Annotated in this window: 17 protein-coding genes, 1 tRNA gene and 1 pseudogene; 12 read left to right on the forward strand and 7 right to left on the reverse strand. The window is 63.4% G+C overall.

Annotation, left to right across the window (positions count from 1 at the left end; genetic code table 11):
- The first annotated feature begins 152 nt into the window (after nucleotides 1-152).
- The 9 genes from BLS48_RS27595 (at nucleotide 153) to BLS48_RS27635 (ending at nucleotide 9,484) form a co-directional block, all read left to right on the forward strand.
- Entirely contained in the window at nucleotides 153-935 is a 783-nt protein-coding gene (locus tag BLS48_RS27595) for a DeoR/GlpR family DNA-binding transcription regulator (RefSeq protein ID WP_091584753.1), read from the forward strand.
- On the forward strand, nucleotides 932-2,311 hold the full coding sequence (locus tag BLS48_RS27600; protein ID WP_091584755.1) for an FGGY-family carbohydrate kinase: 1,380 nt from the start codon (nucleotides 932-934) through the stop codon (nucleotides 2,309-2,311). Before BLS48_RS27595 ends, BLS48_RS27600 begins: the two co-directional genes overlap by 4 nt.
- A complete protein-coding gene (locus BLS48_RS27605) occupies nucleotides 2,308-3,852 on the forward strand; it encodes a sugar ABC transporter ATP-binding protein (protein ID WP_091584757.1) in 1,545 nt (514 codons plus the stop codon). Before BLS48_RS27600 ends, BLS48_RS27605 begins: the two co-directional genes overlap by 4 nt.
- On the forward strand, nucleotides 3,849-4,865 hold the full coding sequence (locus BLS48_RS27610) for an ABC transporter permease subunit (protein ID WP_091584759.1): 1,017 nt from the start codon (nucleotides 3,849-3,851) through the stop codon (nucleotides 4,863-4,865). The genes BLS48_RS27605 and BLS48_RS27610 overlap by 4 nt, the downstream gene beginning before the upstream one ends.
- A 79-nt stretch (nucleotides 4,866-4,944) precedes the next feature.
- Nucleotides 4,945-5,883 carry an ABC transporter substrate-binding protein gene (locus tag BLS48_RS27615; protein ID WP_091584761.1) on the forward strand — a complete coding sequence of 313 codons (939 nt, stop codon included), beginning with the start codon at nucleotides 4,945-4,947 and terminating at the stop codon, nucleotides 5,881-5,883.
- 64 nt (nucleotides 5,884-5,947) lie between these two features.
- Nucleotides 5,948-6,841 carry a sugar phosphate isomerase/epimerase family protein gene (locus tag BLS48_RS27620; protein ID WP_091584819.1) on the forward strand — a complete coding sequence of 298 codons (894 nt, stop codon included), beginning with the start codon at nucleotides 5,948-5,950 and terminating at the stop codon, nucleotides 6,839-6,841.
- A 138-nt stretch (nucleotides 6,842-6,979) separates the two neighbouring features.
- The gene (locus BLS48_RS27625) at nucleotides 6,980-7,333 is read left to right on the forward strand and encodes a cupin domain-containing protein (protein WP_091584762.1); all 354 of its coding nucleotides are present in this window, start codon (nucleotides 6,980-6,982) and stop codon (nucleotides 7,331-7,333) included.
- 210 nt (nucleotides 7,334-7,543) lie between these two features.
- Nucleotides 7,544-9,043: a multicopper oxidase family protein gene (locus BLS48_RS27630; RefSeq protein ID WP_091584764.1), complete on the forward strand. Its 1,500-nt coding sequence runs from the start codon at nucleotides 7,544-7,546 to the stop codon at nucleotides 9,041-9,043.
- A 6-nt stretch (nucleotides 9,044-9,049) separates the two neighbouring features.
- The gene (locus BLS48_RS27635; protein WP_091584766.1) at nucleotides 9,050-9,484 is read left to right on the forward strand and encodes a YqaA family protein; all 435 of its coding nucleotides are present in this window, start codon (nucleotides 9,050-9,052) and stop codon (nucleotides 9,482-9,484) included.
- Between the two features lie 36 nt (nucleotides 9,485-9,520).
- Here BLS48_RS27635 and BLS48_RS27640 read toward each other — a convergent pair whose 3' ends face one another.
- From BLS48_RS27640 to BLS48_RS27655, 3 genes and pseudogenes are all read right to left on the reverse strand, one after another.
- Nucleotides 9,521-10,081: a cytochrome b gene (locus tag BLS48_RS27640; RefSeq protein ID WP_244529924.1), complete on the reverse strand. Its 561-nt coding sequence runs from the start codon at nucleotides 10,079-10,081 to the stop codon at nucleotides 9,521-9,523.
- 208 nt (nucleotides 10,082-10,289) lie between these two features.
- A pseudogene (locus BLS48_RS27645) lies at nucleotides 10,290-10,511 on the reverse strand (site-specific integrase); the annotation flags it as partial.
- A gap of 760 nt (nucleotides 10,512-11,271) precedes the next feature.
- Nucleotides 11,272-12,297 carry a LysR substrate-binding domain-containing protein gene (locus BLS48_RS27655; protein ID WP_143019521.1) on the reverse strand — a complete coding sequence of 342 codons (1,026 nt, stop codon included), beginning with the start codon at nucleotides 12,295-12,297 and terminating at the stop codon, nucleotides 11,272-11,274.
- A gap of 84 nt (nucleotides 12,298-12,381) precedes the next feature.
- Between BLS48_RS27655 and BLS48_RS27660 the strand changes: the two genes are divergently transcribed.
- Nucleotides 12,382-12,843 carry a cupin domain-containing protein gene (locus BLS48_RS27660; protein ID WP_091584772.1) on the forward strand — a complete coding sequence of 154 codons (462 nt, stop codon included), beginning with the start codon at nucleotides 12,382-12,384 and terminating at the stop codon, nucleotides 12,841-12,843.
- A gap of 98 nt (nucleotides 12,844-12,941) precedes the next feature.
- On the opposite strand, the gene BLS48_RS27665 is transcribed toward BLS48_RS27660, so the two are convergent.
- Together BLS48_RS27665 and BLS48_RS27670 are read right to left on the reverse strand one after the other, a co-directional pair.
- A tRNA-Arg gene (locus BLS48_RS27665) sits at nucleotides 12,942-13,018 on the reverse strand.
- Between the two features lie 84 nt (nucleotides 13,019-13,102).
- Nucleotides 13,103-14,266: a M20 aminoacylase family protein gene (locus tag BLS48_RS27670; RefSeq protein ID WP_091584774.1), complete on the reverse strand. Its 1,164-nt coding sequence runs from the start codon at nucleotides 14,264-14,266 to the stop codon at nucleotides 13,103-13,105.
- A 216-nt stretch (nucleotides 14,267-14,482) separates the two neighbouring features.
- Between BLS48_RS27670 and BLS48_RS27675 the strand changes: the two genes are divergently transcribed.
- Nucleotides 14,483-15,649 carry a D-alanyl-D-alanine carboxypeptidase family protein gene (locus BLS48_RS27675; protein ID WP_091584777.1) on the forward strand — a complete coding sequence of 389 codons (1,167 nt, stop codon included), beginning with the start codon at nucleotides 14,483-14,485 and terminating at the stop codon, nucleotides 15,647-15,649.
- An 89-nt stretch (nucleotides 15,650-15,738) separates the two neighbouring features.
- Complete coding sequence (locus BLS48_RS27680) at nucleotides 15,739-16,851, forward strand: CobW family GTP-binding protein (RefSeq protein WP_091584779.1); 1,113 nt, start codon at nucleotides 15,739-15,741, stop codon at nucleotides 16,849-16,851.
- Nucleotides 16,852-16,854: 3 nt separating this feature from the next.
- Here BLS48_RS27680 and BLS48_RS27685 read toward each other — a convergent pair whose 3' ends face one another.
- Nucleotides 16,855-17,097: a sulfurtransferase TusA family protein gene (locus tag BLS48_RS27685; protein ID WP_091584781.1), complete on the reverse strand. Its 243-nt coding sequence runs from the start codon at nucleotides 17,095-17,097 to the stop codon at nucleotides 16,855-16,857.
- Nucleotides 17,098-17,106: 9 nt separating this feature from the next.
- Complete coding sequence (locus BLS48_RS27690; RefSeq protein WP_091584783.1) at nucleotides 17,107-18,405, reverse strand: L,D-transpeptidase family protein; 1,299 nt, start codon at nucleotides 18,403-18,405, stop codon at nucleotides 17,107-17,109.
- Nucleotides 18,406-18,483: the final 78 nt, after the last annotated feature.

Raw genomic sequence — 18,483 nt, forward strand, 5'->3', positions numbered from 1 at the left:
CCCGTCACCGGGATCGATGTCGGCGCTGATATCGCAGATACGAGCGATCTACGTCAACTGTGATCTACTATCATCAAAACCGGCTTGAAATCTGACCAATGTTGAGTAAGTTGCGCCAATTGCCGTGAAAAATGGCATCTGGGAGGGAAGAGTTGAGCGAGTCCGGCCGCCAGCGTCAGATCGTCGAACTGTTGCGAGACCGCCCGTTCGCCTCGGTGCGCGAGCTGCAGGAGCGGCTTGGCGTTTCGGCCGCGACGGTCAGGCGCGACATCGACAAGATCGACGAGGCCGGCGAAGCGCGGAAGGTTTATGGCGGCATCTCGGCGCTTGATGGCGCCTCACAGGCCGGCGTCGCCTACGCCAAACCCTATGATGAGAACCGCGATCTCGCGGTCGAGGCCAAGCGGCAGATCGCCGCCCTTGCAGCGACCATGGTGCGCGATGGCGACGCGGTCATCGTCCATGGCGGCTCGACCTGCTTCCACCTCGGGGTCAAGCTCGCCGAGCGCAACATCCGCCTCTATACCAACTCGATGCCGCTCGCGGCCTATCTGAGCGATCACGGCCATTGCAGTCTGACGGTTGCCGGCGGCGAGCTGCATCGCGAACCCGGCATCATCCACTCGCTCACCCAGGGCATCCCCTTCTATGCCTCGAAATTTTTTCTCGGCGCGCAGGGCCTTAGCCAGGAAGGCGTGCTGGAATCGCATCCGCTGCTGGTGCGCTCCATCGTCGAGCTCAGCCTATGCGCCGACCAGATCGTGGTGCTGGCCGACAGCCGCAAACTGTCGATCCACGCCCGCAATGTCGCGCTGCCGCTCTCCCGCATCGGCACGCTGGTGACCGATGACGGCCTGTCCGACATCGACGCGCGCATGCTGGAGGACGCCGGTGTCATGGTGCGCATCGCTCCTTCCTCGGGAGCCGTCCTGTGAACGTGGCGGTGCTCGACTTCGGCAAGACCAATTCGAAGCTGTTTGTCTTCGGGCAGGACGGACGCATCCTCGACGAGCGCCGGACGCAGCCGAAATGGGTGCGCCAAGGCGGCTTCAGCGTGCTCGATGAAGCCGACCTCCACGACTGGGCGCTCGGTGCCGTCGCCGACGCGGTCGACAGCCACGGGGTGGAAGGGCTGATGGTGTCGGGCCATGGCTGTACCTTTGCGCTGGTCGACGAGACGGCGCTGACGCATCCGATTCTCGATTACGAACAGGAGCCACCGGCCGAGATTGCCGCGCGGATCGATCGCCGCATTCCGGATTTCGCCGAGACTTTCTCGCCGCAACTGCCGCTCGGCTTCAACTATGGCCGGCATATGCTGTGGCTGCAGGAGGTCGAGCCCGACGCTTTCGCGGCGGCGAAAGCGATCCTCGGCTATCCGCAATACTGGAGCTGGCGCCTTGGCGGCCGGCCGGTCTCGGAAGTGTCTTATCTCGGCTGCCATTCGCATTTGTGGGCGCCACGCAAGCGTGATTTCTCCTCGCTTGTCGATGCCCAGGGATGGCGCGACCGGATGCCTTCCTTCGAACGTGCAGGCACAGTCATCGGCGAGCGGCGCCTCGGCGATGCGGCGCGACCGATCGCCATCCACAACGGCGTGCATGACTCGAATGCGGCGCTGTATGCCTATCGCCGGCAAGAACTTGGCCCGGTCACCGTCGTTTCGACCGGCACCTGGGTCATCGTGCTCAATCCCGATTGCCCGCTCGACGCGCTCGACCGTGACCGCGACATGCTGGTCAACGTCGATGTCGATGGCGGCCCGGTGCCGACCATACGCTTCATGGGCGGACGCGAATTCGCTGTGATCAGCGGCGGCTGGCAAGGCGCGATCGCGCTGTCCGCGATCCAGCGGATGATCGACGCCGGCACTATGGCGCTGCCGAGCTTTGCGCCGGGCGGACCGACGTCCGGCCGTTCCGGCGAAATCATCGGCGGTACGCCCAGCGCCGAGGGACGCGCGGCCGTGGCGCTGCTCTACGTGGCGCTGATGGTCGACCTGTCGCTCGATCTCATCCGTTCGCACAACACCGTCATCGTCGATGGCGGGTTGAACAATGGCGGCCTGCTCGCCAGCCTGCTGGCGCAGCTGCGTCCCGGCCAAGCTTTCCTGCAGGGTGCCACGCTGGAAGGCAGCGCCACGGGTGCCGCGGCGCTCGCCTTCGAAAGCGTCGGGCGTGACTTCGCCGCCGAAGCGCCGGAGCCGGTGCGCGCTTCGGGTTTCACGGGGTTGGCTGGCTATCGCGATGACTGGCGCGCTCTTGCCATGGATCGCGGCATCGCCGGCGCGGCAGCGGGAGGCGCGCGATGAGCGCCGCCGCCAAGGTTGAGACGGCGCGCCGGCCGGTGCTGGAAATGCGGCACATCTCCAAGACGTTCGGCGCAATCCGCGCCTTGCAGGACGTCTCGCTCTGCGTCCATGCCGGCGAAGTCCATGCGCTGATGGGCGAGAACGGCGCCGGCAAGTCGACCTTGATGAAGGTGCTGTCGGGCGCCTATCGGCCGGATCCCGGTGGCGAGATCCTGATCGATGGCATGCCGGCCGCGACCGGTGATCCGATCAAGGCGCGCGCCAGCGGCGTCGCGGTGATCTATCAGGAGCTGTCGCTGGCGCCCAATTTGACGGTGGCGCAGAACATCTTCCTCGGCAACGAGCCGCGACGCTTCGGCATCGTCGACCGCGACCAGTGCGACCGGCGCGCCGGGGAGATCATCGCGCGGCTCGGTGTCTCCTTCTCGGCCCGCGATGCGGTCTCCAGCCTGTCGCTTGGCGAGCGCCAGCTGGTCGAGATCGCCCGCGCGTTGTCGACCAATGCGCGCATCATTGTCATGGACGAGCCGACCACGTCGCTGACCTCGCGCGAGACCGACCGGCTGTTCGATGTCATCGCGACACTGAAGTCGCAAGGCATCGCCATCATCTACATCAGCCACCGCATGGAAGAGGTCTACCAGCTTGCCGACCGCGTCAGCGTGCTGCGCGACAGCGGTTATGTCGGCACGCTCGAGCGCGCCGATCTCAGTGCCTCGCGGCTCGTGTCGATGATGGTTGGCCGCGATCTGTCGGCTTTCTACAAGAAGGACCATCGCCCGCCGGACGAAAAGCGCGCGGTGGCGCTGTCGGTGCGCGACATGTCCGACGGACGTCTGCTGAAGAACTGTTCCTTCGACCTGCACAAGGGCGAGGTGCTGGCGCTGGCAGGCCTGGTTGGCTCTGGGCGCACGGAGCTTGCGCGGCTGATCTTCGGCGCCGACAGGCGCACATCGGGCACGCTGGAACTCGACGGCAAGGCGATCTCGATCGGCTCGCCGCGCGAGGCGCTGGATGCCGGCATCGCCTATCTCACCGAAGACCGCAAGGAACTCGGTCTGTTCCTCGACATGTCGATCTCAGACAACATCAGCATGGGCGTGCTCGCCAGGGACGCACGGGCAGGGGGGCTGCGCGATTTCGCTGCCGCGCAGCGACGTGCCGCCGGGGCCATCGCCGACCTGTCCATCCGCGCCCGGTCCGTACAGGCCAATGCCGGCTCGCTGTCGGGCGGCAACCAGCAGAAGGTGCTGCTCGCCCGCTTGCTCGAGACCGAGCCGCAAGTCGTCATCCTCGACGAGCCGACCCGTGGCGTCGATGTCGGGGCGAAGTCGGAAATCTACCGGCTGATCGACAATCTCGCCAAGAAGGGCATCGCCATCCTGATGATCTCCAGCGAGTTGCCGGAAGTGATCGGCGTTGCCGATCGCGTGCTGGTGATGCGCGACGGCACCATCGCCGGCGAGGTGACGGCATCGCAGGACCAACCGCTCAGCCAGGAAGCGATCATGGAATTTGCAACGGGAGCAGCTCAGCGATGACCGACAAGTCGATTGAGACCGGGGCGATCGGGACGACGAGCGCGGGTGAGCAGGCGGCCGGGCGAAGCCAGCGGCTGCGCACCGCCTTCGCCGCGCTCGGCATGCTGCCGATCCTGATCCTGCTGGCGGCCGGCTTCCAGTTCCTCAATCCGCGCTTCCTCACCGAGACCAACTTGTTGATCGTCACCCAGCAGTCGTCGATCAACATCGTGCTGGCGGCCGGCATGACCTTCGTCATCCTGACCGGTGGTATAGACCTGTCGGTTGGCTCGATCCTGGCCGCCTCGGCGATGGTGGCGGTGATGGTGTCGCTGGTGCCGGACTGGGGATTGCTCGGCGTTCCGGCCGCCATTCTGGTCGGTCTCGGCTTCGGCCTCATCAACGGGCTGCTCATCGCCTACATCAAGCTGCCGCCCTTCATCGTCACGCTGGGTTCGCTGACAGCGGTGCGCGGCGTTGCCCGCCTGCTCGGGCAGGACACGACGGTGTTCAATTCGGACCTGCCGTTCGACTTCATCGGCAACGGTTCGCTGTTCGGCATTCCGTGGCTGGTCATCATCGCGCTGTCGGTCGTCGTGCTGTCCTGGCTGGTGCTCAAGCGCACCGTGCTCGGCACCTGGATCTATGCCGTCGGCGGCAATGCCGAGGCAGCGCGGCTGACCGGCATCAAGGTGCCGCTGGTGCTGCTCTTCGTCTATGGCGTTTCCGGTCTTCTGGCCGGCCTCGGCGGCGCCATGTCGGCGGCCCGCCTCTATGCCGCCAACGGGCTGCAACTCGGCCAGTCCTACGAACTCGACGCCATTGCCGCCGTCATCCTTGGCGGCACCAGCTTCGTCGGCGGCGTCGGCTCGATCTGGGGCACGCTGATCGGCGGCCTGATCATCGCGGTGCTCTCCAACGGCCTCATCCTGGCCGGCGTTTCGGACATCTGGCAGTACATCATCAAGGGATTGGTCATCATCGTGGCAGTCGCCCTCGACCGCTACAGGCTCCAGGCCGGAGCAAGGACGTGATTGACCTTAGTCGCCGGCGTCAACGAGCCGGTTTGTGTGTAACGCACCGTGAGAGGCGCGGGGCAATCGGAGGAAAGAAATGAAGACCATCGCCAAACTGCTCTGCGGCGTCGCACTCGCGGCTGTCGCCATTGCGCCTGCTTCGGCCAAGGACCTGAACAAGGTCGGCATCTCGGTCGGCCTGCTCGGCAACCCCTTCTTCGTCGCCACCATCAAGGGCATCGAGGACGCGGCCAAGAAGATCAATCCGAAGGTCGAGGTGACGTCGGTGTCGGCCGACTATGACCTCAACAAGCAGGTCTCGCAGGTCGATTCGTTCATCGCCGCCGGGGTCGATGTGATCATGCTCAATGCCGTCGATGCCAAGGCGATCGCGCCGGCGGTGAAGAAGGCGCAGGCGGCCGGCATTATTGTTGCCGCCTTCGACGTCTCGGCGCCGGGCGCCGATGTCACCGTGATGACCAACAACGTCAAGGCCGGTGAGGAGGCCTGCCAGTATCTGGTCGACCACACCGGCGGCAAGGGCGACTACGTCATCCTCAACGGCCCGGCATCGTCGTCGATCCTGGAGCGGGTCAAGGGCTGCAAGAACGTGCTTTCGCAGCATCCGGACATCAAGATCCTCTCCGACGACCAGAATGCCGAGGGCTCGCGTGACGGCGGCCTGAAGGTGTTCCAGTCGCTGCTTACCCGCTTCGACAAGATCGATGCGGTGTTTGCCATCAACGATCCGACGGCGATCGGCGCCCAGCTCGCCGCCAAGCAGCTCAACCGCTCCGAGTTCATCTTCACCGCGGTCGATGGCGCCCCGGATATCGAGAAGGAACTCGCTTCCGGCATGTCGATGATCAAGGCCTCGGCCTCGCAGGACCCGTATGTGATGGCCGGCCAGTCGCTGACGATGGCGGCTGACCTGCTGGCCGGCAAGAAACCGGCCGAGGCAACCGTGCTGCTCGACCCGAAGCTGATCACCGCCGAGAACCTGAAGGACTATAAGGGCTGGACCGCGGCCCGCTGATCCGTCCAACACGGGCGCGGCCGACTTGGCCGCGCCCATTCCCATCCGCAAACCGGAGACGATCATGTCGCGCATCGGAATCCATTCTTTCGTCTGGTCGGCGAGTTCGGCGCAGGCCGAGCTCGAACGGACGCTGGCCAGCACCAGGGAGGCCGGCTTCGACCTGATCGAGTTCTCCTATCTCGACCCCGCCAATGTCGATATCGGCAGGCTCGCCAGGCGCATCGCCGATCTCGGGCTCGGCGTCGCGATCAGCATCGGCCTGCCGGCCGACGGCGACATTTCCAGCCCTGACAAGGCGGTTGCCGGGCACGGTATCGATATCCTCAACAACACCATCGCGCTGACGCGCGATCTCGGCGGCCAGAAGGTCGGAGGCATCCTCTCGGCCAGTCATGGACTGCAGGTCGAGGCACCGACGCGCGATCAATGGAAGCGCAGCGCTGCCACGCTGGCGAAGGTCGCCGATACGGCCAAGGCGGCCGGCGTCACGCTCAACCTCGAAATCGTCAACCGCTTCGAAAGCAACCTGCTCAACACCGCCGCGCAAGGCCTGGCCTTCATCGAGGATACCGGCTCGGACAACATCTTCCTGCATCTCGATACCTTCCATATGAACATCGAGGAGGCCGATGTCGGGCTGGCCATACGCCACGCCGCAAGCAAGATCGGCTATGTCCATATCGGCGAGAGTCATCGCGGCTTCCTCGGCACCGGCAATATCGACTTCGCGGCGATCTTCGATGCGCTCATGGCCATCGGCTACAGCGACGACCTCAGCTTCGAATCCTTCTCCTCGGAAATCGTAGACGAGAACCTGTCGAAGAAAACCGCCATCTGGCGCAATCTGTGGACCGACAACATGGCGCTCGCCAAGCACGCGCGCGCCTTCATCGGCCTTGGACTGGAGACGGCGCGGCGCAAGGCCGAGCTTGTCTCGGCGCAGCACAAACCGTAACCCGCCGTCGAACCGGACGTAGCGCCGGGCCGCGCGGCGCACGGCGCGCGGCGCCGCCATTGCCCGCGGCAGGGGCATCGGCTATCTGACCGTCCAGGCACATGATGCCAGCACATCGGACCAGACGGAGCCCAGGGCATGACACACGAGACGATCCTCAAATTCGGCGCCGTCGAGAACGCGGAAGCCGGCGATCTGGCCGGCTGGGTCGTGGTCGAGGGCAAGCCGACCATGAAGACCGCGGTCCAGCACACGACCGAAGACGGCAAGGTGATGTCGGGCACATGGCAAGCGACGCCCGGCACCTATCATGCGACCTACACTGACTACGAGTTCGTGCACATGATCGCCGGCCGCATCATCATCACGCCCGACGGCGGCGCACCGGTCGAAGTGGGTCCCGGCGATGCCTTCGTGGTGGAAGCCGATTTCAAGGGAACCTGGAAGATCGTCGAGCCGGTGACGAAGCATTTTGTCGTTCGGGTTGGCTGAAACGGCCTGTTCGCATGGGCTGCTGATAGTCGGCGCCATGGCGGATTTTTGGCGCGACGGTCGCCCGCACTGCCCGATCGTCGAAGAGCTTTCCAGTGGCCATGACGCTGGGCTGACCAGCTTGCCCAAACGCCGCATTGACCCGGCTGGGCATAGGCAGTCTTCTTGGGATGGCCCCTGGCATTCAATGGCTGATCGAGGAGACGACAGATGCATCGACGCGGTTTTCTGGCGGCGGGTCTTGCGACGGTTCTCGTGAGCCAGCGTGCGACCGCCCAGATGAAGATGGACGACATGCCCGGCATGGATATGGGCGGCCACGATATGGGCGCTGCGCCGCAAGGCGCGGCGGTGCTGCCGGAAGGAGAAGCCCTTCGCGACTTGTCCCGCCTCGCCAACGAAGCCGATACGCCCGGCCTGTTCAAGGCGAAGCTGACGGCTGGGTCCACCACGGCGCGTTTTGCGGAAGGGCTGGACACGCCGATCCTCGCCTATAATGGCACCAGCCCCGGGCCGCTGATCGAGGCGGTCGAGGGCGACCGCGTCGAGATCACCTTCGCCAACCGGATTGCGGACGAGGCAAGCACCATCCATTGGCACGGCATGCCGGTGCCGGCCGACCAGGACGGCAATCCGATGGACCCGGTCGCGACGGGCACGGATCGCACCTACAGCTTCGACCTGCCGGAAGGCAGCGCCGGCTCCTACTGGTATCACCCGCATCCGCACGGCAAGACGGCCGAGCAGGTCTATCGCGGCCTTGCCGGTGCGTTCGTGGTCAAGCCGAAGGCCGATCCGATCCCGGCCGCCTATGGCGACACCGTGCTGGTGTTCACCGACCTGCGCCTAGCGGCCGATGGCACCTTGCCCGACAACACGATGACGGACCTGATGAACGGGCGCGTCGGCGACCATGTGCTGGTCAATGGACAGAAGAATCCAATTCTGACGGTCCCCTTCGGCACGAAGCGGCGCTTCCGGTTCTACAATGCGACCAACGCGCGCTTTTTGCGGCTCTCCTTCGACGGCGCCCCGATGACGATCATCGGAACGGACGGCGGTCTGCTGGAGGCGCCAGTCGCGGCCGACGAGATCCTGCTCAGCCCGGCGGAACGGTTTGAACTGATTGTCTCCTTCGAGAAGCCCGGCACCGCGACGCTGTCCACGCTCGACTACGATCGCGGCTGGATGGGTGCTGGACGTCCCGCCGATGCCGGGCTGACGCTGTTCACGGTCGACGTTTCGGAGACGCCGGCAGAGCCGGTCCCGCCATTGCCCGACAGGCTACGGCCGATGGTGCAGTTCGGTGCTCCTGCCGTCAGCCGCCGCTTCGTCTTCACCGAAACCATGACCATGAACGCCACCGGCATGGAGATGGGGTTCCTGATCAACGGCGCCGCTTTCGACATGAAGCGCGTCGACATCGTTGCCAAGGCTGGACAGGTCGAACTCTGGGAGATCGTCAACAAGGCGGACATGGATCATCCATTCCATGTGCATGGGACGCAGTTCCAGGTGGTCGAGCACGAGCGCGGCGACGAGATATCAAAGCCGGCCTATCGCGCCTGGAAAGACACCGTCAACGTCGCGCGCGGAGAGACGGTGCGGCTGCTGTTGCGGCAGGACCGGCCAGGGCCGAGGATGTATCACTGCCACATCCTCGAGCATGAGCAGCTCGGCATGATGGGCATTGTCGACGTGCAGGCATAGTCCGGCGTGGTGGCGCTCTATGGCGCGCTGTTCCTCAGCGCGTTCCTCGCCGCAACCATCCTGCCGGTTTCATCGGAGGCGGTGCTCGCTGGCCTGATCGTCGCGGGCCGCGGTGATCCGGGGCTGCTCCTTGTGGTCGCCACGATCGGCAACACGCTCGGCTCCGTGGTGAACTGGGTTCTGGGGCGTGGCATCGACTCGCTCCGGAACAGGCGCTGGTTCCCCGTCACTGCCGATCGCTATGAGCAGGCAAGCCGAATCTTCCGGCGCTTTGGCGAATGGACACTGCTGTTTGCCTGGCTGCCGGTCGTCGGAGATGCCTTCACCATTGCGGCGGGCGCGGCACGCGTGAACCTCGGTGTGTTCGTCGTTCTTGTCGCAATGGGCAAGGCCGCACGCTATGCGGTGATCGTTGCGGGGGGATTGTGGGCGATGGCGTGAGGAGCCGCCCTCATCGTCGCCCGCAAGCGCCACGTTCTATCCCCGCGAGGCCGTGTTCGGCCGACTGAAGACCATGCTTCGCATGACGCCATCGCGCAACAGCACGAAATGCGCCAGAGCACCCAGGATGTGAACACCGGCAAGCCCAAGCATTATCCAGACCAGCTTTGCATGGACAAGCGCGAAACCCCTTGCCGGCAGTGCACCGACGGATGGCGCTAACGGCACGGGCAAGGTTCCGAAAAGCAGTGCGGGCGGCATGAAGGGCATTGGCCGGTAGCCCAGCCATCCCGTTATCAGGACGGCAAGAATCGTGACGTAGAGAGACACGTGGAAGAAAGCTGTCGCAAACCGCGAGAGCCGTGAGGTTTGCCTGACAGGGGCCCGGGTGCAGACGCGCCAGCAAAGCCTGAGCACGATGATGGCAAAGATCGTCGCGCCGATCGACATGTGGAGCGGAAGCCAGTTCATCGTCGCCATACCCGGCCCGTTCATCGGTCCGAAGGCTATGGTGACTTGCGCCGCGAGCGCGACTACGGTCAGCCAATGCATCAGACGAATGCCGAAATGCCAGTGCAGGCGGGGATTCTCTCTCACCTCCGAGACTCGACAATTATCAAATGCGCGCACGCGGGCGGGATGGATTCGTCCTCTCCAATGACTAAATCTTCGCAAAAGTGCGGCGATTCTTCGCTAAACGATCGAAAAGCATGATGATCCCGACAAGAATCGATCCCGTGACCTGCAGATTAGGAAACTTCCTCCGATCATTATAGCTCAAGGCTTTGCCGTCGCCATGTCGCAGTCACTGCAGCAGCGAGGCCTCGGTATTTGCCAGCTCTGCGGCATCATCAGTCCTCGGGAACACGTGGCCGTAGGTGTCCATGATCAACGTGATGGAACTGTGGCCCAAACGCTCTTGCACCATCTTCGCCGGCAAAGCCAAGCCGCCATCTTCCCTGCGATTGATCAGCCATGACACCTAGAAATGGCTCAACGCGTGAAGGCCGGTGTACTTGACCTGTAGGGCGGGCTGGCCTGCGGCGCCCTTGTCGCCTCGCGCTCCTGAGCGCCAGCAGGGCGACGCCGGCAGGCTCGTTTTTGCTGCTTGGTGGGAACCGTAATTGGGTTGTGGAGTTCACGTGGCGCGACCTTTATAATGGAGGTAGCCATGAGGATTCAGCTTGCACCAGAGACCTGCAACGTTGCGGCTGCAGCCGACAGAATCTTGAGCGAGCCAAAGGGGGAAGTCCCCCTCTCTGTCACAGAGGCGGTTTCCCTACTCCGACAGAAAACCGGATCGATGCGATCGGATGCCGATCTGGAGGCTCTTATCGCAAAGATGGCTGCGGCTCGAGGCGTCGCCCTGGTGATGGACAGGAAGCCTGACCAATTCGCGCCTTGGTAAACGCCCAGCCCGGCTCTCGGGCCGGGCGGGCTTTTTTGTTCCGGGAGGGATAGGGCCCATTTGACTTGGATCAAGAGTCCGGGGAGCAGCACGACTTACGCTTTCTCAAAAATGGGAGAGCGGCTCATGCCTTTCGATTCACTCGTCATCGTGATTTCTGTGTCTGCTGCATTCGTGTTCTTTTCCGCAGTCTTGGCATTTGGGCAGATCACATCCAGCGGCCGGTAAGCCTTGGTTGATCCTCGTTAAGTCTCTGTCGCTGGCACGCTCACTCAGTGGCGGGTTTTGTCGCTCAATTCCTTAATATCCCGGCGCCAAACCGATAGTCAGGTCGGCGGCCCGGCAAGTTTGCGCTGCCGGACTCCTTCACTCCGGCATATCAACCCGGAATCGGCGCAACAACAGCACCTCTGGGCGGTCCTCTATCGTCCGGGTGGATCGGAAAATGCACCTCGTCCAGAGGCGACAACAAATCAAGCACGAGCGAGCGCAGCCAGCCTTGTTCGAGACTGGTCGTATCGCGTGAGCGCCAGTACAGGAACATTTCCACCAAAGGCATTTCGAAGGGCAGACGGAAGATTTCGAGCCCAAGCTTGTCCGCGACCGACAGGGCGAAGCGGGTCGGCAGCACTCCAATAAGATCTGTCTGCGCAACGATCCGTCCGACTCCATAATAACCAGGCACGGACATTTGCACATGCCGTGCCCGGCCAATCCGTGAAAGGGCAGCATCCTCGAAATGGGTGAATTCCTCGGTCACCGAAAATATCACCTGTGGAAGCCCGCAAAACAGATCGAGCGGCACGGTATCGCGCCGCTGCAATGATCCAAGCAGCTTATGACCGCGCCGCGCGACCACGGAGTTGGACGCCCTGAATGCAGGGCTGCGCTCCACCCATGCCGGTGTGTCCACGCCGATCGACAACGCCATGTCGAAACGGTTCGCTGTCAGCATGGCGCCAAATGTCTCTGTTTCGGCTGCCAGCAGCTTCAGCCTGACATTTGGCGCTTGCATCGAAACGATGCCGGCAAGTCTCGGCATGAGCATTTCGTGAAAAAAGTCTGACGCGCCGATCACGAAATTTCGACTGATGTGAGCAGGGTCGAAATCGCCTCCGCCCGAGAGAGCCGATTCGAGATTGTTCAGCGCCGAGCGGACGGGTTCCTGCAGCGACAGTGCGAAGTCGGTCGGCACCAGCACCTGCCCCTGGCGGACGAAAAGCGGGTCGTTCAGAACATCCCGCAAGCGCCGGAGGGCAGAACTGACCGCAGGCTGGCTGAGCCCGATCGATTCTCCCACCCGGGTCGTGTTGCGCATCGCCAGCATCCCGTCCAGCACGCGCAAGAGATTCAAATCAAAGGTTCGGAAATTCACACGGTCAATACCTAGGATAGCAACAATCAATTTCGATTATGCCGAAATTCGCACGATAAGTCACCACGACGCCGGCCGGCTTCGCTTGACCTGAACAGCACGAAGGAAAGCACGATGTATCAGACTGTGGACGCATTCCCCGCCGGAACCTCTGTCTCATGGCTCCAGTCGGTGTACACCATCCTCATCACGCCAACTGAAACGAATGGTCTGCTCGGCATGTTCGCGGCTGTCGTGAAGCCGCAATCCGGCCCGCCTCGCCACATCCACCATAATGAGGACGAGATCATCCACATCGTTGAAGGGGAAGCCCGTTTCTGGCTTGAAGGCGAGAGCTTCATGCGTCAAGCGGGAGATACGGTGTTCATACCCCGTGGCAAGGAACATGCCTTCCTCGTTACCAGCGACACGGCGGCCCGCTTCGTGACGTGCGTGACGCCCGGAGGATTTGAGGGTTTCTTTGCCAGCGTCGCCAAGCGGGGACTCCAGATACCGCAGCACAAGGCGGAGATAGATGCGCTGGCATCTGCCTTCGGATGCGAATTCATCGGGCCGCCAATCCAGGCTGCCGCGTAAAGAAGCTGGAAAGCTGGATGTGCCGAGGCTGTGGGCTCAAATGCTCGCAGCTTCGACCAACCTATGGACATGCCGATCTCATCTTTGCTGTGAAAGCATGGTGATCCCGACAGGAATCGAACCTGTGACCTACAGATTAGGAATCTGCCGCTCTATCCTACTGAGCTACGGGACCACGCGGCCCGACACATAGCCGCTTCGGATCGTTTCGCCAAGAGCCGGCCGAACGCAAATCGGCCAGCCCTTTCGGCGGATGGCATCAGGCAGCGAGTGCGGTTTCCGCCAGTTTCACCCAATAGCTCATGCCGTGCGGGATGACCTCGTCGTTGAAGTCGTAGGCCGGGTGGTGGAGGCCGGCGGTGTCGCCATTGCCGATGAAGATGAAGGCGCCGGGGCGGGCTTCCAGCATGTAGGAGAAATCCTCGCCACCCATCACCGGCTGGATGGCGCGATGCACATGGGCGTCGCCTGCCACGCCGGCCGCCACATCGCTGGCAAACACCGTCTCTTCCGCATGGTTGAAGGTCACCGGATAGTTCGCGTCATAGTCGACCTCGATCCTGGCGCCGAACGCGGTTGCCAGTCCATCGCATATGGTACGAATGCGCTCTTCGGACTTCTTGGCGATTTCCTTGCGCAAGGTGCGAACGGTGCCGGCGATCTCGGCCGATTCCGGAATGATGTTGTAGGCATCGCCGGCGTGGAACTTGGTCACCGACACCACCACGGCCTCGACCGGGTCGGTGCTGCGCGAGGCTATCGTCTGAAGTGCACCGACCAGTTGGCTGGCGATGACGATCGGGTCGATCGTGCCGTGCGGCATCGCCGCGTGGCCGCCCTTACCTTTCACGGTGATGGTGAACTCGGCCGTCGCCGCCATGATCGGGCCCGGGCGAATGGCGAACTGCCCGACAGGCAGGCCCGGCATGTTGTGCATGCCGAACACCTTGGAGATGTCGAAGCGTTCCATCATGCCGTCCTTGACCATCTCGTTGCCGCCGCCGCCACCTTCCTCGGCCGGCTGGAAGATGACCGCCACCGAGCCCGTGAAGTTGCGTGTCTCGGCGAGGTATTTCGCGGCACCCAACAGCATCGCCGTGTGGCCGTCATGGCCGCAGGCATGCATCTTGCCGGGAATGGTCGAAGCGTAAGGCTTGCCGGTGATCTCGTTGAGCGGCAGCGCGTCCATGTCGGCGCGCAGGCCGATGGTGGGGCCTTCGCCCTGGCGGCCGCGGATGATGCCAACGACGCCGGTCTTGCCGAGGCCGGTCACCACGTCGTCGCAACCGAAGGCTTTCAGTTTCTCAGTGACGAAGGCGGCGGTCTTGAAGACGTCGAAGTTCAGTTCTGGCGTCTGGTGCAGATGTTGTCGCCAGCCGGCGACCTCGTCCTGCATTTCGGCGGCACGGTTCAGGATTGGCATGATAATTCCATCTCGCTGTTCGAGCAGGCGGGTATTGCCCGCCACCTTGCAATTGTGATCGTCAGGCACTTTGCCATGTTGGCGTCACATAGGGTAAATAGCACCACAACGATGCGGTCCGGTTTTTGAGGGTCGGACCCATTATGCTGGCGATCGTGTAACGAAATCTTACGGAGCCAGGGGCGACTACGGCAAGAGGCGATTTCGGATTTGATCATGCGGCACAGGCATTTCCTCAAACTATTCTCGGCTGGCGCAATCGTGCTCTCGGCCGTGGCCGGGCCTGCGCTGGCCAATCCAGTGGTTCTGTTCGACCTGAACAGCGGCAAGATCCTGCAACAGCAGGATGCCTTCAAGCGCTGGTATCCGGCGTCGCTGAGCAAGCTGATGACCGCCTATGTGACCTTCCGGGCGATCGCGGCCGGCGAGGTCCAGCTTGATTCGCCGATCAAGGTGACGAAACACTCCGCCGCTGAGCCGCCAAGCAAGATGGGCTTCAAGCCAGGTTCGGTGATGCGGCTCGACAATGCGCTGAAGATGATGCTGGTCAAGTCGGCCAATGACATCGCGATGGCCGTCGGCGAGAATGTGGGCGGCTCGCAGGCCGCCTTCGCCGACCGCATGAATGCCGAAGCGGCCCGCCTCGGCATGACCGGCACGCATTTCGTCAATCCGAACGGGCTCTATTCGCCCGACCAGTACACGACGGCGCGCGACCTTGCCGTGCTGGTGATGGCGATCCGCCGGGAGTTCCCGCAATACGCGCCATGGTTCTCGATCGAGGGTCTGGCCGTCGGCAAGAAGGCGATCCCGAACTACAATCTGCTGATCGGCCGTTATCCCGGCGCCGACGGCATGAAAACGGGCTTCGTCTGTCCCTCCGGCTTCAACATGATCGGCTCGGCGACGCGCAACGGGCGCACGCTGGTCGCGGTGGTGCTTGGCGAGAAATCGGCCGTCAGCCGCGCCGAAACGGCAGCGAAACTGCTCGACCAGGGGTTTGACACGCCGGCTGCCGGCTCAGCGACCATTGCCACGCTGGCGCCGTACGGCGACACCGTCTCACCCAACGACATGCATGACGAGATCTGCAAGAAGAAGGCGCCGGAGGAGCAGTCCGAGGCGCCGCCGGCTGCCGCCCCAAAAAACGTGCCGAAGTCGCCCTATCAGGAAAAGCTCGACCATGTGCCGACGCTGGTTGCCGTCGGCCTCGGCGGCGCCACCGGCCCGGCGCCGAAGGCCATGCTCGACCAAGGCGGCCAGGAATATGCCGACGTGCCGATCCCGAGCTGGCGGCCCGACAGGCCGGCACCGGCCGGCGGCGATCCGACTGTGACGGGCTCAGCGGCCCAGGGCGACCAGCCGGTCAAGGTTGCGAATTAGAGCATGATCCCGAACCGAAGGTCCGCGCCAGCGAAACTTGGAATCCGGTTTTCGGAAGAGATCATGCTCAAACAAAAAGTCGGAGCCTAATGGCGGACTTCCCGATCCCCGTCTCGGTGCTGACCGGTTTCCTCGGCGCCGGCAAGACGACCCTGCTCAACCGGCTGCTGAAGGATCCGGCACTGGCCGACACGGTCGTCATCATCAACGAGTTCGGCGAGGTGGCGATCGACCATCTGCTGGTCGAGCAGGCTTCCGACGGCATCATCCAGCTTTCGGACGGCTGTCTGTGCTGCACGGTGCGCGGCGAACTGGTCGATACGCTGGCCGACCTTGTCGACCGGCTGCAGACCGGCCGCATTGCCCGTCTCGCCCGTGTCATCGTCGAGACCACGGGCCTTGCCGACCCGGCGCCGGTGCTGCAGTCGATCATGGCGCATCCGGCGCTGGTGCAGGCTTTCCGGCTCGACGGTGTCATCACGCTGGTCGACGCGGTCAATGGCAATGCCACGCTGGACGCCCATGTCGAGGCGGTGAAGCAGGTCGCGGTGGCCGACCGCATCGTGCTGAGCAAAGCCGATCTGGTCACCGATCCGCGTGAACTGGAAACGCTGCGGGCGCGCTTGCGGCAAATCAATCCGGGCGCCGAGCTGCTCGATGCCGCCGACACGGGGACGGGCGTGGCGGCGCTGTTTGACTGCGGCCTCTACAATCCCGCGACCAAATCCGCCGATGTGCGTCGCTGGCTTGGCGAGGAAGCGGCGCATGATCACCACCATCACCATCATGACGGCCATGATCACGCGCATGGCCATGACCATGGCCATCGCCACGATCAGCGCGTGCGATCTTATTCGCTGGTCCATGATGGGCCGGTGCCGTTTTCGGCGATCGAGATGTTTCTCGACCTTTTGCGCTCGGCACATGGCGAACGTCTTTTGCGCATGAAGGGCGTCATCGAACTCAGCGAAGACCCATCGCGACCGCTGGTGATCCATGGCGTGCAGAAGATTCTGCATCCGCCGGTGCAATTGCCGTCCTGGCCGGATGGCCAGCGCGGCACGCGGCTGGTGCTGATCACGCTCGACATGCCGGAAGACTATGTGCGCCGGCTGTTCGCCGCCTTCACCAACCGGCCATCGATCGACACCCCCGACCGCGCGGCGCTGGAAAACAATCCGCTGGCCATCGCCGGACGGTAGCCCCTACGATCGTTGCTCGCCACGCTCGACCAGAAAGCGATGACCGCCGGCGACCGCCGCCGTTTCGACGAGGCGGTGGCCGCTGTCGGAACAGAATGCCGGGATGTCGATGACGGCCAGCGGATCGGTGGTTTCGAGCCATAGCCGGCTGCCCGGGTGCATTCCCGCCAGCCGCTTTTTCGCTTTCAGTACGGGCAAGGGGCAGTTCAGCCCCTTGAGGTCATAGACAGCATCGCTCTTGGTCACGGGGAAAACTCAGCCGCCGAACATGCCGAGCAGCTTGTTCTTCAGCCTTGTTACCTTGCTTTCGTCGGCACTCGCGGCCTGCGTTTCGGTTGCGGGCGCGGCCTCGGTGGGGGCAGCAATGGTGGCCGTGGCGACAGGGGCTTCCTTGGCGGCCTTGGCCGCTTCTTTCTCGGCCAGGGCCTGTGCCTTGGCGGCTTCCTTGGCCGCCTTGGCGGCCTCTATGGCAGCCAGCCTCTGCTCCTCGGCCTTCTGCTTGGCGGCCTTCTCGGCCTCAAGTGCCGCCATCTTGCGGCCGGCCGGCGAATCGATGCGGCCCATGCGCGCCGTCTCGGTGACCGAACCGTCGGAGTTGAGCGACGGCGGATCGATCGGCACGCGCTCACCGCGAGCGCGGCGCTTCGACCAGTCGGAGACGATGCTGGCTTCCTTGATGCCGGCGATGGTCGGCTTGGGCGGCGGCACGCTGGCCTTGATCGCGCCGTTGAACGCCGCGTCGTAGGTGCTCATGTAGGAGTTGTAGGCGCTTTTTAGCGAATCCGGCTGCGTGGTCGCCGGGCAGGGACCGGTCGGATCGAACGTCTGGCCGTCGGCGGCAACCTGGTTGAAGACATAGCGTTTTTCGCAGACGTCGACCTTCGGCGGCACCTTGGTGATTTCGAAATTGTCGTAGCCGACCTTGAGCATCTTCCAGAATTCGTAATTCGGGTCGTTGCGGTAGCGCGCCATGTTGGCGGCGGTCATGCGGAACGGAAAGGCCTGGATCTGGAATTCGGTCTGGCCACCCTGGAAGGCGTCGCGGCCGAAGGCATAAATCTGCTCGATCTGCGCGTCGGTCATCGAATAACAGCCGGACGACGAACAGGCGCCGTGCACCATCAGATTGGCGCCGGTGCGACCATTGGCCCGGTCATAGGCATTGGGAAAGCCGATGTTGAAAGACAAATGGTAGTTCGAGCGCGGATTCATCTGCGACGGGCGGACGGTGTAGAAGCCTTCAGGCGCCTGACGGTCGCCTTCGGTGTATTTCGGCCCGAGCTTGCCCGACCATTTGCAGATATCGTAGCTGGCCACCATGTCGTAGCGGCCGTTGGTCTTGGCTTTCCAGATTTCGAGCTTGCCCTCTTCCTTGAAGATGCGGGCCATCACCGACGAGGTGCGGATCATGCCCTTGGCCTTCATATCGGCGAGGATCTTGTCGGGCAGCGGCTTGTTGGCCTCGGGCGCGAAATCCTTCATCGACGAATCGTTGCAGCCGGCAACGCCGAGGGCGGCGATCAGGATTCCGGTGCGGGCAAGCTTTGCGAACATGGCTGCGGATATCGTCTTTTTCTCTGGCGCCGGGGCGATTCATGCCACGGCTACTGCACTGAACGTGGACGGACCCTA

Origin of the sequence: Mesorhizobium qingshengii, assembly GCF_900103325.1 — a bacterium.
GTDB classification, from domain to species: Bacteria; Pseudomonadota; Alphaproteobacteria; order Rhizobiales; family Rhizobiaceae; genus Mesorhizobium; species Mesorhizobium qingshengii.

Coding starts and splice junctions, on each gene's coding strand:
- BLS48_RS27605 (WP_091584757.1), top strand. CDS start 2,308: ATGAGCGCCGCCGCCAAGGTTGAGACGGCGCGCCGGCCGGTGCTGGAA.
- BLS48_RS27610 (WP_091584759.1), top strand. CDS start 3,849: ATGACCGACAAGTCGATTGAGACCGGGGCGATCGGGACGACGAGCGCG.
- BLS48_RS27615 (WP_091584761.1), top strand. CDS start 4,945: ATGAAGACCATCGCCAAACTGCTCTGCGGCGTCGCACTCGCGGCTGTC.
- BLS48_RS27620 (WP_091584819.1), top strand. CDS start 5,948: ATGTCGCGCATCGGAATCCATTCTTTCGTCTGGTCGGCGAGTTCGGCG.
- BLS48_RS27625 (WP_091584762.1), top strand. CDS start 6,980: ATGACACACGAGACGATCCTCAAATTCGGCGCCGTCGAGAACGCGGAA.
- BLS48_RS27630 (WP_091584764.1), top strand. CDS start 7,544: ATGCATCGACGCGGTTTTCTGGCGGCGGGTCTTGCGACGGTTCTCGTG.
- BLS48_RS27660 (WP_091584772.1), top strand. CDS start 12,382: ATGTATCAGACTGTGGACGCATTCCCCGCCGGAACCTCTGTCTCATGG.
- BLS48_RS27670 (WP_091584774.1), bottom strand. CDS start 14,266: ATGCCAATCCTGAACCGTGCCGCCGAAATGCAGGACGAGGTCGCCGGC.
- BLS48_RS27675 (WP_091584777.1), top strand. CDS start 14,483: ATGCGGCACAGGCATTTCCTCAAACTATTCTCGGCTGGCGCAATCGTG.
- BLS48_RS27680 (WP_091584779.1), top strand. CDS start 15,739: ATGGCGGACTTCCCGATCCCCGTCTCGGTGCTGACCGGTTTCCTCGGC.
- BLS48_RS27690 (WP_091584783.1), bottom strand. CDS start 18,405: ATGTTCGCAAAGCTTGCCCGCACCGGAATCCTGATCGCCGCCCTCGGC.